The organism is Sphingobium yanoikuyae (genome assembly GCF_013001025.1).
Taxonomy (GTDB): domain Bacteria; phylum Pseudomonadota; class Alphaproteobacteria; order Sphingomonadales; family Sphingomonadaceae; genus Sphingobium; species Sphingobium yanoikuyae_A.
In genome coordinates this window covers 4,669,074-4,682,878 of the sequence record NZ_CP053021.1, presented here as the reverse complement: position 1 = coordinate 4,682,878, position 13,805 = coordinate 4,669,074, and the positions used below count along the sequence as shown (strand labels likewise).

At 67.4% G+C, this 13,805-nt stretch carries 12 protein-coding genes and 1 riboswitch; of the genes, 1 reads left to right on the top strand and 11 read right to left on the bottom strand.

Features of this window, described 5'->3' with window-relative positions; translation table 11 throughout:
* Positions 1–3: 3 nt before the first annotated feature.
* From bluB to phhA, 11 genes are all read right to left on the bottom strand, one after another.
* Entirely contained in the window at positions 4–639 is a 636-nt protein-coding gene (bluB, locus tag HH800_RS22555; RefSeq protein ID WP_169862535.1) for a 5,6-dimethylbenzimidazole synthase, read from the bottom strand.
* Entirely contained in the window at positions 639–1,244 is a 606-nt protein-coding gene (gene cobO, locus HH800_RS22550; protein ID WP_169862533.1) for a cob(I)yrinic acid a,c-diamide adenosyltransferase, read from the bottom strand. The genes bluB and cobO overlap by 1 nt, the downstream gene beginning before the upstream one ends.
* Before the next feature lie 2 nt (positions 1,245–1,246).
* Complete coding sequence (gene cobN, locus HH800_RS22545; RefSeq protein ID WP_169862531.1) at positions 1,247–4,966, bottom strand: cobaltochelatase subunit CobN; 3,720 nt, start codon at positions 4,964–4,966, stop codon at positions 1,247–1,249.
* Complete coding sequence (gene cobW / locus HH800_RS22540) at positions 4,966–6,018, bottom strand: cobalamin biosynthesis protein CobW (RefSeq protein WP_010335421.1); 1,053 nt, start codon at positions 6,016–6,018, stop codon at positions 4,966–4,968. Before cobW ends, cobN begins: the two co-directional genes overlap by 1 nt.
* A 176-nt stretch (positions 6,019–6,194) precedes the next feature.
* Positions 6,195–6,435, bottom strand: a riboswitch (cobalamin riboswitch).
* Between the two features lie 30 nt (positions 6,436–6,465).
* A complete protein-coding gene (locus HH800_RS22535; protein ID WP_169862529.1) occupies positions 6,466–6,843 on the bottom strand; it encodes a Rieske (2Fe-2S) protein in 378 nt (125 codons plus the stop codon).
* A complete protein-coding gene (gene maiA / locus HH800_RS22530) occupies positions 6,840–7,484 on the bottom strand; it encodes a maleylacetoacetate isomerase (protein WP_169862528.1) in 645 nt (214 codons plus the stop codon). The genes HH800_RS22535 and maiA overlap by 4 nt, the downstream gene beginning before the upstream one ends.
* Positions 7,481–8,773 (bottom strand): fumarylacetoacetase, encoded by a 1,293-nt coding sequence (gene fahA, locus HH800_RS22525; RefSeq protein ID WP_169862526.1) that lies wholly within the window; start codon positions 8,771–8,773, stop codon positions 7,481–7,483. Before fahA ends, maiA begins: the two co-directional genes overlap by 4 nt.
* Positions 8,770–10,086 (bottom strand): homogentisate 1,2-dioxygenase, encoded by a 1,317-nt coding sequence (hmgA, locus tag HH800_RS22520; protein ID WP_169862524.1) that lies wholly within the window; start codon positions 10,084–10,086, stop codon positions 8,770–8,772. The genes fahA and hmgA overlap by 4 nt, the downstream gene beginning before the upstream one ends.
* Positions 10,079–11,119, bottom strand: coding sequence for a 4-hydroxyphenylpyruvate dioxygenase (hppD, locus tag HH800_RS22515; RefSeq protein ID WP_169862522.1), 1,041 nt, complete (start codon positions 11,117–11,119; stop codon positions 10,079–10,081). The genes hmgA and hppD overlap by 8 nt, the downstream gene beginning before the upstream one ends.
* Before the next feature lie 10 nt (positions 11,120–11,129).
* The gene (locus HH800_RS22510; RefSeq protein WP_169862521.1) at positions 11,130–12,341 is read right to left on the bottom strand and encodes an amino acid aminotransferase; all 1,212 of its coding nucleotides are present in this window, start codon (positions 12,339–12,341) and stop codon (positions 11,130–11,132) included.
* A complete protein-coding gene (gene phhA, locus HH800_RS22505) occupies positions 12,338–13,204 on the bottom strand; it encodes a phenylalanine 4-monooxygenase (RefSeq protein WP_169862519.1) in 867 nt (288 codons plus the stop codon). The genes HH800_RS22510 and phhA overlap by 4 nt, the downstream gene beginning before the upstream one ends.
* Before the next feature lie 94 nt (positions 13,205–13,298).
* Here phhA and HH800_RS22500 point away from each other — a divergent pair, with 94 nt between their 5' ends.
* Positions 13,299–13,784 carry an Lrp/AsnC family transcriptional regulator gene (locus HH800_RS22500; protein WP_169862517.1) on the top strand — a complete coding sequence of 162 codons (486 nt, stop codon included), beginning with the start codon at positions 13,299–13,301 and terminating at the stop codon, positions 13,782–13,784.
* Positions 13,785–13,805: the final 21 nt, after the last annotated feature.

The window sequence follows — 13,805 nt, the reverse complement described above, 5'->3', positions numbered from 1 at the left end:
TGGTCATCGCTCGCTGATATGCGCTAGCGGATTTAGCCGCGCCTGCCAGCCGAGCCGCGCCAGTTCGGGCGTGTCGGCGACCGCTTCGGGATGGCCCAGGCACAGCAGGGCGGCGAAGGTCCAGTCGTCGGGCACCGCCAGCGTCCGCGCGACAAAGGCCGGGTCGAGGATCGACACCCAGCCGAGCGCCAGCCCACGCGCCCGCGCCGCCAGCCACAGCGTGTGGATCGCCAGCACCACCGAATGGAGGCGGGTCTGCGGCATGGTCGCCGCGCCCAGCCCCGCGCCGGCCGATGTCGCATCGTCGCAGAAGACGGCGATGATCTCCGGCGCCTCGCCCAGCCCGTGCAGCTTCAGCGCGCGATAGGCATCATGCCGGGTCGCGTCGGTGATCTGGCTGGTGGCCCGCTCCCGCTCGGCATCGACATGATCGGCCAGTGTCGCGCGCAGCGCCGGCGTGCGCACCCGGACGAAGCGCCAGGGCTGGCTGTTGCCGACCGACGGCGCCAGTTGCGCCAGCTTCAGTAGCTCCAGCACCATCGCCTCGTCCAGCGGATCGGTGCGAAAATGGCGCACGTCGCGGCGCCAGGTCAGCAGGTCGGTCAGCGTCGCACAGAAATCGGGATCGAAGGCCTGCATCAATATTCGATGCCGGCCTGCGCCTTCACCCCGCTGCGGAAGGGATGCTTGATCATGGTCATTTCGGTCACCAGGTCGGCCGCCTCGATCAGCGCCTCGGGTGCGTTGCGGCCGGTGACGACGACATGTTTCATCTCTTCCTTGCCGGTCAGCACCGACAGCACCTCGTCCAGCGGCAGATAGTCGTAGCGCAGCACGATATTCAGTTCGTCAGCCAGCACCATCGCATAGTCGGGGTCGGCGACCATACGCTTCACCTCGTCCCACGCTTCGCGGGCCAGCGCGATGTCGCGGCTGCGGTCCTGGGTGTTCCAGGTGAAGCCCTCGCCCATCGGCTTGAACTCGACCTGATCGGGGAAAGCATCGAACACCGCCTTCTCGCCGGTGGTCATCGCGCCCTTCACGAACTGGACCACGCCGACCTTCTTGCCATGGCCGATCATGCGGACGACCATGCCCAGCGCCGCCGTGGTCTTGCCCTTGCCCTTGCCGGTATGGACGATCAGCAGGCCCTTTTCCTGGGTCTTGGTCGCCATGATCTTGTCATGGGCGGCCTGCTTCTTCTTCATCTTTTCCGCATGCTGTTCGTCGGTGCGTTCGACCATCGTCACTCTCCTGCAAGCTGGGCGAGCAGCATGCCCGCGCTGTTCGATCTGGTTTGCCACAGGCCGCGTTCCAGCGCCTCGCTCAGCCGGGCAGCGGTCTCGCGCAGGGCGGCGGGATTGGCGTCGGCCATGAAGGCGCGCACGGCCTCATCCTCGATGAAGGCGGCGTGGACGGCGTCGAAATGATGGTCGCGCACCGCATGGGTGGTGGCGGCGAAGGCGAAGAGATAGTCGACCGAGGCGGCGATCTCGAACGCGCCCTTATAGCCATGGCGCATGACGCCAGCGATCCATTTGGGGTTGGTGACGCGGGCGCGGACGATGCGGCCGATCTCATCCTCCAGCGTGCGGATCACCGGCCGCTCCGGGCGGCTATGGTCATTATGATAGCTGAGCGGCCTCGTGCCCTTCAGATGTTCGATGGCGGCGGCGATGCCGCCCTCGAACTGATAATAATCGTCGCTGTCGAGCAGGTCATGCTCGCGATTATCCTGATTCTGGACGACCGCGTCGGCCTGGGCCAGGCGGGTGGCGAACAGGCTGCGTTCGCTGTCACCCTCCACCCCCGCGCCATAGGCATAGCCGCCCCAGTCGAGATAGACGTTCGCCAGATCGGCGCGGCTGTGCCAGATCTTCTCGTCGATCATCGCCTGCAGTCCCGCGCCATAGGCGCCGGGTTTCGATCCGAACACGCGGGCACCAGCGCGGCGCGCGGCCTCCGCCGCATCGGCACCATCCGCCACCAGCGCCGCCTGCTCGGCGCGATGCCGGGCGGCGGCGGGATTATCCTCGTCCGGCTCATCGAGTGCCATCACCGCGCGGGCGGCGCTGTCGATCAGGTCGATCTGTTCGGGGAAGGCGTCGCGGAAGAAGCCGGAGACGCGCAATGTCACGTCCACGCGCGGCCGGCCCAGCTCGGCCAGGGTCATCATCTCGAAGCCGACGACCCGCCCCGAACTCCATTCCCAGCGCGGCCGCACCCCCATCAGCGCCAGCGCCTGCGCAATATCGTCGCCGCCGGTGCGCATGTTCGCCGTGCCCCAGGCGGACAGGGCGATGGCGCGGGGATAGTCGCCCTCGCGCTGGAGATAATCGTCGACCAGCAATTGCGCTGATCGCTGGCCCAGATCCCAGGCGACAGCGGTCGGCACGGCGCGGGTATCGACCGAGAAGAAATTGCGCCCGGTCGGCAGCACGTCGGGCCGCCCGCGCGTCGGCGCGCCCGATGGTCCCGGCAGCACGAACCGTCCGTCGAGCCCGGCCAGCAAGGCCGCCGCCTCCCGCGGGCCACAGGCATCGACACGCGGCGCCAGATCATCGGCGATCGCCGCCAGCACGGCGGCGCTGGCCGGGCCGACCGGCGCCGCGCCATCGACCAGCGCCGCCGCCAGCAGTTCCAGCCGCTCGACCATGTCGCCATGGGTGCGCCAAGGGTCTGTGGATAAGTCCACCAGCACCGCTGGGCGCGGCCCCTGCCACGGCGCGCCCAGCACGCAATCGAGGGGATCGAAGCCCAGGCCCAGATCATCGGCCAACGCGCGCAGCAACGACGCCTGCCCCGGATGATCCAGGCCGCGCGGCGTGCGCGCCAGCGCGATCAGCAGGTCGCGCCGCAGCCGCCCCTGCGGCGAAGCGGTGAAGACATGCAGCCCGTCGCGGATCTGCAATTCCTTCAGCTCACACAGATAATTGTCGATCGCGGCGAGCGCGTCGTCATCGTCGCCGGCGGCGCCCGCATCCTTGTCCAGCCCCTGGCTGCGGGCGAGGTCGATGATATCGCGGCGCAGCCGGTCGAGCCGGCGCGGGTCCATGCCGGCGGCGAGATAATATTCGTCCACCAGCGCTTCGAGCTGCTTGAGCGGCCCATAGCTTTCCGCGCGGGTCAACGGCGGGGTCAGATGGTCGAGGATGACGGCGCCGATGCGGCGCTTGGCCTGCGTCCCCTCGCCCGGATCGTTGACGATGAAGGGATAGAGTTGCGGCACCGGCCCGGTGCAAATTTCGGGGAAGCAATCGGCCGAAAGCGACACCGCCTTGCCCGGCAGCCATTCCAGATTGCCATGCTTGCCGACATGGACCAGCGCCTGCGCACCGAAATCCTGCGCCAGCCAGACATGGAAAGCGAGATAGGCGTGGGGCGGCGGCAGCGCCGGGTCATGATAGCTGCTCTTGGGATCGATATTATAGCCGCGCGCCGGCTGCACCGCGATCGCGACATGGCCGAAACGATGGACCGCAAGGCGAAAGGCGCCGTCCCGCACGAAGGGATCGGCCTCCGGCGCCCCCCAGCGATCGACCATGGCGTCACGCGCGCTGTCGGGCAGAGCGGCCAAGGCAGCGCGATAGATATCGAGCGACAGGCTGACCTCGCCCAGCCGATCGATCGACGCCCGGTCATTGGTGACGCCGCCGGTCATCAGCCGCATCAGCGCAGCGCCCTCGCGCGGCGCGTCGCCGATCGCATAGCCGGCGTCGCCCAGCCGGCACAGGATGGCGGCGGCGCTGGCCGGCGTGTCGAGGCCGACGCCATTGCCGATCCGCCCGTCGCGATTGGGATAATTGGCCAGCACCAATGCGATCCGGCGCTCGGCAGGCGGCGTGCGGCGCAGCGCTGCCCAGTTGCGCGCCAGATCGGCGACGAAGGCGACCCGGTCGGGTGCCACGCGCGGCACGACGATGCCGCACTGGGTGCGTTCATCGAACCGCTCGGCGGCCTTGAAGGCGACGGCGCGGGTGAAGAGGCGGCCGTCCACTTCGGGCAGGGCGACATTCATCGCCAGGTCGCGCGGGCCAAGGCCACGGGCCGACCCGCGCCAGCTGCCTTCCTCGACCCCGGCAAAGGCGGTCTGCAGGATCGGGCAGTCGGCCTGTTCCAAGATGCCCGGCACGCGCGGCTCGGACGAAGAGGAGGCGGCAAAGCTGGTCGCATTGACGATAATGTCGGGCGCGATGCCGGCCAGCAGCCCGCCGAGCCAGTCGCGCACGAACGGTTCGCGCAGCGCGCGGACATGGACGGCGGCGACATTGAAGCCGCGCGCGCCAAGCGCTGCGACCATCGCATCGACCGCGCTCAGCGTGCCGGCGACCACCAGCGCGCGATAGAAGATCAGCAGCGCCACCGGCCGCCCCTCGGTCCATGTCGCGCGCAGTTCGGCCACGCCGGGCCGGTCATGGCCGGGCAGATAGAGGCCCGCGTCGGCGATCGGCAGCGGATGGTCTGGCTCGCCCGCATCCGCGCCGATCAGCCGCGCGGCGCAGCGCAGGAAGGAGAGCGCATTGGCGGTGCCGCCCTGACGCAGATAGTCACGCAACTGTTCGCGCATCGCCGCGGGCACGGTGGAGGCCAGATCCAGCGCCGGGTCGCCCTCCCGCCCGTCGGCGATCGCGGCGAAGGCGATGCCCCGCTCGCGCGCGACCTGCGCAATCTCGTCCACGCCATAGGGCCAGTAGCTCTTGCCGCCGAGCAGGATGACGCAGACGAAGCGCGCCTTGGCGATCACCTTCTCGACATAGAGATCGACCGAATAGGGATGCTTGAGCTGCAGCAGATTGGCCAGCCGCACGCTCGGCGCATCATCGGGCAGGCGCGCGGCAGCAGCGGCGAAACAGGCCAGGTCGCTGTCCGCCACGGTCAGGATGACGATCTCGCCGGGCGGCTGATCGAGGTCGATCGCCTCCTCGCCGTCGCTGATCGTTCCCGGCGTGGCGGACAGAAGATGCATCAGCCGAGCACGGCCTGGATGTCGGCCTCGATCGCGGCGCGGTCCAGCCCCTTCTGGCCGATCACCACCAGCTGGGTACGACGCGCTTCTTGCGGTTGCCAGGGGCGGTCGAAGAAATGCTGGATGCGCGGGCCGACCGCCTGCACGACGAGGCGCATCGGCTTGCCCGCGACCGCGACCATGCCCTTGACGCGCAGCACGTCGTGGGTGGCGATCAGCGCGGACAGCGCCTGCACCAGCGTGTCGGGATCGGCAACCGCATCGCCGCTGACGACGAAGCTGTCGAAATCATCATGGTCATGATCCTCGCCCTCCGCCTCATGGTGCGAGGGGCGGGCGTCGAGATCATCCTCGGCCGCGGCGACGATGCCCAGCAGCGCACCGATGTCGACCGCGCCATGGGCAGCGCGGACGATCTTCACGCCGGGCCGCGTTTCGGCATCAACCTGCGCCTCGACCGCCGCCAGCGTGTCGGCATCGACCAGGTCGCTCTTGTTCAGCACCACCATGTCGGCGCAGGCGAGCTGATCCTCGAACAATTCCTCCAGTGGGCTGTCATGGTCCAGATTGGGGTCGGCGGCGCGCGCCGCGGCCAGCGCCGCCTCGTCGGTGGCGAAGCGGCCGGCAGCGACCGCATCGGCGTCGATCAGCGCGACGACGCCGTCCACCGTGGCGCGGGTGCGGATGTCGGGCCATTGGAAGGCCTTGACCAGCGGCTTGGGCAGGGCCAGCCCCGAGGTTTCGATGATGATATGGTCGGGCGGACTCGGCCGGTCGAGCAGGGCGGTCATGGTCGGCAGGAAATCGTCGGCCACGGTGCAGCAGATGCAGCCATTGGCCAGTTCGACGATATCCTCTTCGGGGCAGGCAGCATCGTTGCAGCCCTTCACCAGTTCGCCGTCGACGCCGACATCGCCAAATTCGTTGATGATGAGGGCGAGGCGGCGCCCCTTCGCATTTTCCAGCAGATGGCGGATCAGCGTGGTCTTGCCCGCGCCCAGGAAGCCGGTGATGACGGTGGTCGGAATCTTGGCAGATGCAGTGTTGGCCATGACAAATACTCGCGCGCCGGAGCAACCGGGGCGGGAGCGAACCGGGCGCGCACGCACGGCCGGCCGGCATCGCGGACGGGCGCTTGTTCGCCCGCAGATGCGTGACCGCGCGGCTCCAGCCGCCAACCTGTCGCTCAGACGGAACACCGTGCCCCGGCCATCCCCTGGACCAAAGCAAGAGCGACCAAAACGCCGGCAGGTCTCCTGGCTTGCGGGTCATAGCGGGAGGAACGGCCTTCCCAGGCCTCGCAGGATTTAGCGTCCGGCCCAGTGGCTGCCCTCCCGGCTGGGGAGGGCGCTGTTCATCACGCTCGCCGCTCACAGTTGCAGGGACAGCTGCGGACTTGGATGCCATGGCATCCGCACCGCCTTCCCATTTTAAGCCCCCGTGGGGGCACCGGCGCGATCATGTCGGGACGATGCGAAGCGCCGTCCCTGGGCCGGTTCCTAGTCGCTTTGGGCAGCGGTGACAATCCAGCCATCGGCGATGGCGAGCGGCCAGGGCCTAAGACGCTGGCCGACGCAGGGCCCACCGACGCAGACGCCATCGTCGCGGCGGAAAATGGCGCCGTGCCAGCTGCATCGGATATGACTGCCATCCGGGGTCAGATAATCGTCCAGCTGCTGCGCCAGCGGCAGGCCGGCATGGGGGCATTGGTCCACAAAGCCGGCGACCTGATCGCCGGTGCGCACGGCAAAGCCATGGAAGCGGCCGGCCCGCATCTGCAGCACGAAATTGCGCGCCTTGCCGTCGGCGAACTGCTCGATCGGGCAAAGGCGCACGCCCGCCGGCGTCGCGAACAGGCGCGTGTCAGTGTCACTCATATGTCGGCGTCGGGCTGGCGATCGGGGTGCGCGGCGGCAAAGGCGGGGAGCGCGCATGCCGCCGCGTCCACGGCGCACAGCCGCGGAAAGGGCGTCAGGTCGACGCCGAAGCGCCGGGCATTGTAGAGCTGGGGCACGATATGGCAGTCGGCGAAACTCGGGCTGTCGCCAAAGGCATGGGTGCCGCCGTGAAGGGCGACCAGTGTTTCGAGCGCGGCCAGCCCCTCGCCGGTCCAGCGCGCGATCCAGGCGCGGACCTGATCCTCGCTGGCACCAAAATCCTGCCGCAGCGCCTGCAACACGCGCAGATTGCCGAGTGGATGAATGTCGCAGGCAATGATGCCGGCCATGGCACGGACGATCGCGGCATCGCCGGGATCGGCGGGCAGCAAGGGCGGCTGCGGCCAGCGGGCCTCGATCCATTCCAGTATCGCGCCGCTCTGCGTCAGCACGCTGTCGCCATCGACCAGCGCGGGCACCAGCCCCTGCGGCGCCAGCGCCCGATAGTTGGGCGCGCGCTGCGCACCGCTGCGCAGGTCATGAGTGACCTGTGCATAGTCGACGCCCTTCGAGGCCAGCGCGATCCGCACGCGATAGCTCGCGCTCGATCGCCAATAGCCATGGAGGGTGAGGTCGCTCATCGCGCCGGCACGATCATCGCGCGGCATTCGCCAAAGCCGATCGACACATAGCCGGGGGCCGACGCGGTGGCGCGCAATGTCACCTCGTCGCCATCCTCCAGGAAGCAGCGCGTCTCGCCCGATGGCAGACTGATCGGCTCGCGCCCGCCGCTGCTGATCTCCATCAGGCTGCCATAGCCCTCGCGCGTAGGGGCGGAGATGGTGCCGCTGCCCAGCAAGTCGCCGGGCATCAGGTTGCAGCCATTGGACGCATGATGGGTGACGATCTGGCTGACGGTCCAGTACATGTTGCTCGCCGGCCCCTGGCTCAGCCGCATCGGTGGCTGGCCCGCGTCGCGCATCGCCTGGGTGGAGAGATAGACTTCCAAGGTCAGCGCCAGCGCGCCATGGGCCTGGTCGTCGGCATCACTGAGGTAAGGCAGCGGCGCGGGATCGCCCTGCGGCCGGGGCGGCTGGGCGATGCGGAACGGTGCCAGCGCCTCGGGCGTCACTACCCAGGGCGAAATGGTCGAATGGAAATTCTTGGCGAGGAAGGGCCCGAGCGGCTGATATTCCCACGCCTGAAAATCGCGCGCCGACCAGTCGTTGAGCAGGCAGAAGCCGGCGACATGATCGGCCGCCTCGCTGATGGGGATCGGGCTACCCAGATCATTGCCGGCGCCGATCCACACACCCAGTTCCAGCTCATAGTCGAGCCGGGCGGTCGGGCCGACCACCGGCACATCGGCTTCGGGCGGCTTGCGCTGGCCGCGCGGACGGACCAGCGGATCGCCCGACGGGCGGATCGAGGACGCCCGGCCATGATAGCCGATCGGCACATATTTATAATTGGGCAGCAGCGGATTGTCGGGCCGGAACTGGCGGCCGATATTGTTGGCGTGATGGATGCCGACATAGAAGTCGCTGTAGTCGCCGATCCGCGCCGGCAGGTGCAGCATGCAGTCCGCGGCCCGATGCAGCAGCGGCTCGACCGCCGGGCGATGGGCCGGGTTCGACAGTAAAATGCTGATCCGGCGGCGCAGGGCGACCCGCACCGCCACCGGCAGCGCCATCAGCCCATTGAGCTGGCCTTCCAGCAGCGGCGCGCAATCGATCAGCCCGGCGCCGACACAGGCAGCTAGGTCCAATATCGCGTCGCCGATAGCGGCACCGGCGCGCGGCGAAGCTCCTGCGGACGAGAACAGGCCATAGGGCAGATTCTGGATCGGGAAGTCGCCATGATCCTGCGCGCTCGCAACCCAGCTGGTGCGGGCGGGATCATGGGTTTCGTCGGTTTGCCAATAGCTCATGGGGTCTCGTTCATCGGGGGAATCTGGGCCTTGCGAAAGCCGGACCAGCATTCATCATAATCGGGTTGCAGCAGCGGGCTTTCCATCGCCCAGCGCGTCGGGCGCAGCACCATCCGGCTTTCGAACATGAAGGCCATGGTGTCGGCGATGCGCTGGGGCGTCAGGTCGGCGGCGATCGCCTTGTCATAGCTGGCGCGGTCGGGGCCGTGGCCGGCCATGCCATTGTGCAGCGACGCGCCGCCGGGCGCGAAGCCACCCGCCTTGGCATCATATTCGCCATGGATCAGGCCCATCAGCTCGCTCATCACATTGCGGTGGAACCAGGGCGGCCGGAATGTGTCTTCCGCCACCATCCAGCGCGGCGGGAAGATGACAAAGTCGATATTGGCGGTGCCCGGCGTCTCGCTCGGCGAAGTCAGCACCGTGAAGATCGACGGGTCGGGATGGTCGAAACTGACCGTGTTGATCGTGTTGAAACGGGTCAGGTCATAGCGCAGCGGCGCCAGGTTGCCGTGCCAGGCGACGACATCGAACGGGCTGTGATCCAGCATGGTTATCCACAGGCGGCCCATGAACTTCTGCACCAGCGCATAAGGGCGCTCGACATCCTCGAATGCCGCGACCGGCGCCTCGAAATCGCGCGGGTTGGCCAGGCCGTTGGCGCCGATCGGGCCGAGATCGGGCAGGCGAAAGGGCGCGCCGTAATTTTCGCAGACATAGCCGCGCGCCGCGCCCTTGGTCAGCTCGACCCGGAAGCGGACGCCGCGCGGGATCAGCGCGATCTGCAACGGCGCGACGTCGATCACGCCCAGCTCCGTGACGATGCGCAACGCGCCCTGCTGCGGCACGATCAGCATCTCGCCATCGGCGCAGACGAAGGCACGGTCGACCATAGAGGCCGTCGCGGCATAGAGATGCACGGCGCAACCCTGGCCCGCCGCGACATCGCCATTGCCGGCATAGCTGGTGAGGCCGTCGATGAAATCGACATCATCCGCAGGCAGCGGCAACGGATTCCAGCGCAGCCGGTTGGGCGATGGCGGCACCTCGTCGAACGGCGCGCTGCGCAGCAAGGCTGCAGCATCATAGGGCGCGGAGGGCGGATGCGATGCCGCCGGTCGCATGCGATAGAGCCAGCTACGCCTGTTCTCCGACCGTGGCGCTGTGAAGGCGGTCCCGGACAACTGCTCGGCATAAAGGCCATAGGGCAGGCGCTGGGGCGAATTGCGCCCCACCGGCAGCGCGCCGGCCACCGCCTCGGTCGAAAAATGATTGCCGAAGCCGCTCATCATCCGGGGCGGCGCATCACTCATCGACGGTGATCACGCCGCGACGGATCTGGTCCAGCTCGATCGATTCATAGAGCGCCTGGAAATTGCCATTGCCAAAGCCTTCATTGCCCTTGCGCTGGATGATCTCGAAGAAGATCGGGCCGAACATCGTCTCGGTAAAGATCTGCAGCAAGATGCCCTCCTCGCCGACATTGCCGTCGATCAGAATGCGGTTGCGCTTCAGTCGTTCCAGATCCTCGCCATGGCCCGGCACGCGCTGGTCGACCAGCTCATAATAGGTCTCGATCGTGTCCTGCAGCCGCACCCCGCGCGCGCGCAGCCGCTCGACCGTGTCATAGATATTGGCGGTGGTGAGCGCGATATGCTGGATGCCCTCGCCATTATAGTCGCGGATGAACTCCTCGATCTGGCTCTTGTCGTCCTGGCTCTCGTTCAGGGGAATGCGGATCGCCTTGTCCGGGGCGATCATCGCCTGGCTGAACAGGCCGGTCGCCTTGCCCTTGATATCGAAATATTTCTGTTCCTCGAAGCCGAAGAGGGTGCGATAGAATTCGCTCCACACCCGCATCTGGCCGCGCTTCACATTGTGGGTCAGATGGTCGAGCAGGTCGAGCCCGACATTGTTGCGCGCTTCGGCTTCCCGCCAGCCGGGATATTCCGCCCAGTCGGCATAGGGATCGCCGCCATCGGGCATGAAATAGAGATAGGAGCCGCCAATCCCCTGGATCACCGTGTCATTCTCGTCGGTCGGCTTGCCGCCATGGTCGAGCGCCCAGCGCAGCGCCGCATCGGGATCGGCGACGCGAAAGGCCATGGCGCTGGCCGAGGGGCCATGTTCGCCACGGAACGCAGCGACGCGCCCGGCATCGTCGCGATTGAGCATCAGGTTGATCCGCCCCTGCTTGTAGCGGGTGATATTCTTGGTCGGGTGCCGGTGGGTCGCGGTGAAGCCCAACTGCTCGAACTGGGCGGCCATCTTCTCGGGCTCGGGCGAGGTGAATTCGACGAATTCGAAGCCGTTGAGGCCCAGCGGGTTGGCGGGATCGTTGGTCATAACGGGTTCCTCAGGCAGAAGGCAGATGCGGCGAAAGGCCGGCGACGAAGGCGGGGATGGTGTCGAGCCGCAGCCCGGCGATGTTGATGCGGCCATTGCCGGCCATGTAGATGCCATGGTCGGCGCGCATCGCGGCAACGGCGGCAGGGGTTACCGGTAGCATCGCGAACATGCCGCGCTGGCCGGCAATGGCGGCAAGCTGCGGATGGGCCGCCGCCAGCGCAGCGCGCAGCGCATTGATGCGGGTGCGCATCTGGTCCAGCTCGCTCATCCATTCGGCGCGCATCGCCGGCCGTTCCAGGATGGTGCGCACGATCGCCGCGCCATGATCGGGCGGCATCGACCAGATGCCGCGCGCCAGCGCGACGATGTTGGAAAAGGCGAGCGCAGTCAGCGTGGCATTCGCCCCCTTCACCCACAGCGCGCCCACCCGCTCGCGATAGAGGCCGAAATTCTTGTCGCAGCTATAGGCGACCAGCGCATCGGGCACAGCGGCCAGCATCTGGTGCGTGGCAGCGGCGTCCGCCTCCAGCCCGTCGCCCAGCCCCTGATAGGCCAGGTCGATGAACGGGATCAGGCCGCGCGCCGCGCACAGATCGGCGATCGCCGCCCACTGGTCGGCGCTGAAATCGACGCCGGTCGGATTATGGCAGCAGCCATGGAGCAGCAGCACGTCGCCGGCCTGCGCGGCGACCAGATCGGTCAGCATTGCATCGAAATCGACCGCGCCGGCGCCATCCAGAAAACGGTGCGACGCCAGCGTCAGCCCGGCCTCGCGAAAGATCGGCGCATGATTGGGCCAGGTCGGATCGCCGATCCACACGGTGGCGCCGGGGCGGGCGCGGGCGATCAGGTCGGCGCCCAGCCGCAGCGCGCCGGTGCCGCCGGGCGTCTGCACCCCGGCGATCCGGTCGGACCCGGCGAGCGGCCCAAAGACGATGGCGGCGAGCAGTTCGACAAAGCCCGTGTCACCCTCCGGCCCGAGATAGGATTTGCTGCCCTGTTCGGCCAGCAGCACCGCTTCGGCCGCCTTCACCGTGCGCATCACCGGGGTCGCGCCCACTTCGTCGCGATAGACGCCGACGCCCAGGTCAATCTTGTCGGCGCGCGGATCGGCGCGATATTGCGCGATCAGCCCCAGCAGCGCGTCGGGCGCCTGGCGATCGAGCGCACCGAACAGGGACCGGCCGGGCGCCGGGGCAAGAAGGGTCGTGTCTGTCATAGAACCTCAGAAGCGCGGGCACGGGCATAGGCCTGGGTGCCACGGGTGTAGATGATGTCGGTGTCGGCGATCGCATCGGTCGCGAAATCGGGCTGCCCCGCCAGTTGCGCGTAAAGCGGGGCGAAGTCGGTCTCGACCGTCTGGCGCAGCAGATCCTCGAAACTGTCGATGACGAAATAGCTCTGCTGATAATCGTCGATGCGATAGCGGGTGCGCATCAACCGCCTGAGGTCGAAGCCGAGCCGATTGGGCGAGGGATCGTCGAGCGCGAAGACGGATTCGCCATAGGAGGAGACGATGCCTGCGCCATAGAGGCGCAGCCCCTCGGGCCGGCGGATCAGGCCGAATTCGACCGTATACCAGTAGAGCCGGGCCAGCCGCTCGATCGCACCCAGATCGGCGGCGCGCAACCCGCCCTGGCCATAGGCCTGCATATAGTCGGCGAAGACCGGGTTCGCGAGCAGCGGCACATGGCCGAAGACATCGTGGAAGATGTCCGGCTCCTGCAGATAATCGATCTGCTCGGGGGTGCGGATGAAGCGGCCGGCCACGAAGCGACGATTGGCCAGATGCTCGAAGAAGACCCGATCCGGCACCAGCCCCGGCACGGCCACCACCTGCCAGCCGGTCGCTTGCATCAGCCGATCGGACAATTCCTCGAAATTGGGGATGCCGGGGCGGTTGATGCGCAATATGTCGAGCCCGGCCATGAACTCGGGCACCACCCGGTCGGGCAGCATGGCGGACTGGCGCTCGAAAAGCGTGTCCCACATCGCGTGCTCGGCCGCGCTGTAGCGGTCCCACGCCTGCGGGATCGTCCAGTCGGCCGCAGCGCCTGTGGGCGGATCAAGCTCCTCTACCATCACGCCAATCTCTCACAGAGTGGGCGTAATTGCCTTTCAATCGGGCAGGATTTACAAGGGATTTTGGGAAATCAATTCACCGATCGGCGATATCATGGACAAATCCGTCAATCTCGATGCGCTCGACCGCCGCATCGTCGCAGAGCTTCAGCGCGACGCCTCGCTCAGCAATGCGGACCTGGCCGAACGGGTCGGCAGCACCGCCCCCTCCTGCTGGCGGCGGATCAGGGCGCTGGAGGAGATGGGCGTGCTCAAGGGCGCGGTGCGGCTCGCCGATGCGGAGAAGCTGGGCCATGCCGTCAACATCCTCTGCAGCGTGCGGATGAAGAGCCACACCAGCGAAAGCGTCGATGCCTTCCACGCCTTTGTCGAGGCGCATCCGCAGATCATGGAATGCTACCTCATGTCGGGCGAATGGGACTATCTGATGCGGGTCGTGGCCTCCGACGTCGCCGATTATGAGCATTTCCTGATGCGCAACCTGCTCAAACACCCCTCGGTCGGCGGCGCTTCCTCCCACTTCGCCTTGTCGGTGACGAAATTCACCACGGTGCTGCCGGTGGGGGAAGCGGGACGGTAGGAAGAAAGCGGCCGGAGCAAT

Excerpts from the sequence above, each read along its gene's own strand:
- maiA (WP_169862528.1), bottom strand. The coding sequence starts at position 7,484 with ATGAGCGACCTCACCCTCCATGGCTATTGGCGATCGAGCGCGAGCTAT.
- HH800_RS22510 (WP_169862521.1), bottom strand. The coding sequence starts at position 12,341 with ATGACAGACACGACCCTTCTTGCCCCGGCGCCCGGCCGGTCCCTGTTC.
- hppD (WP_169862522.1), bottom strand. The coding sequence starts at position 11,119 with ATGACCAACGATCCCGCCAACCCGCTGGGCCTCAACGGCTTCGAATTC.
- cobW (WP_010335421.1), bottom strand. The coding sequence starts at position 6,018 with ATGGCCAACACTGCATCTGCCAAGATTCCGACCACCGTCATCACCGGC.
- fahA (WP_169862526.1), bottom strand. The coding sequence starts at position 8,773 with ATGAGCTATTGGCAAACCGACGAAACCCATGATCCCGCCCGCACCAGC.
- phhA (WP_169862519.1), bottom strand. The coding sequence starts at position 13,204 with ATGGTAGAGGAGCTTGATCCGCCCACAGGCGCTGCGGCCGACTGGACG.
- cobN (WP_169862531.1), bottom strand. The coding sequence starts at position 4,966 with ATGCATCTTCTGTCCGCCACGCCGGGAACGATCAGCGACGGCGAGGAG.
- hmgA (WP_169862524.1), bottom strand. The coding sequence starts at position 10,086 with ATGAGTGATGCGCCGCCCCGGATGATGAGCGGCTTCGGCAATCATTTT.
- HH800_RS22500 (WP_169862517.1), top strand. The coding sequence starts at position 13,299 with ATGGACAAATCCGTCAATCTCGATGCGCTCGACCGCCGCATCGTCGCA.
- cobO (WP_169862533.1), bottom strand. The coding sequence starts at position 1,244 with ATGGTCGAACGCACCGACGAACAGCATGCGGAAAAGATGAAGAAGAAG.
- bluB (WP_169862535.1), bottom strand. The coding sequence starts at position 639 with ATGCAGGCCTTCGATCCCGATTTCTGTGCGACGCTGACCGACCTGCTG.
- HH800_RS22535 (WP_169862529.1), bottom strand. The coding sequence starts at position 6,843 with ATGAGTGACACTGACACGCGCCTGTTCGCGACGCCGGCGGGCGTGCGC.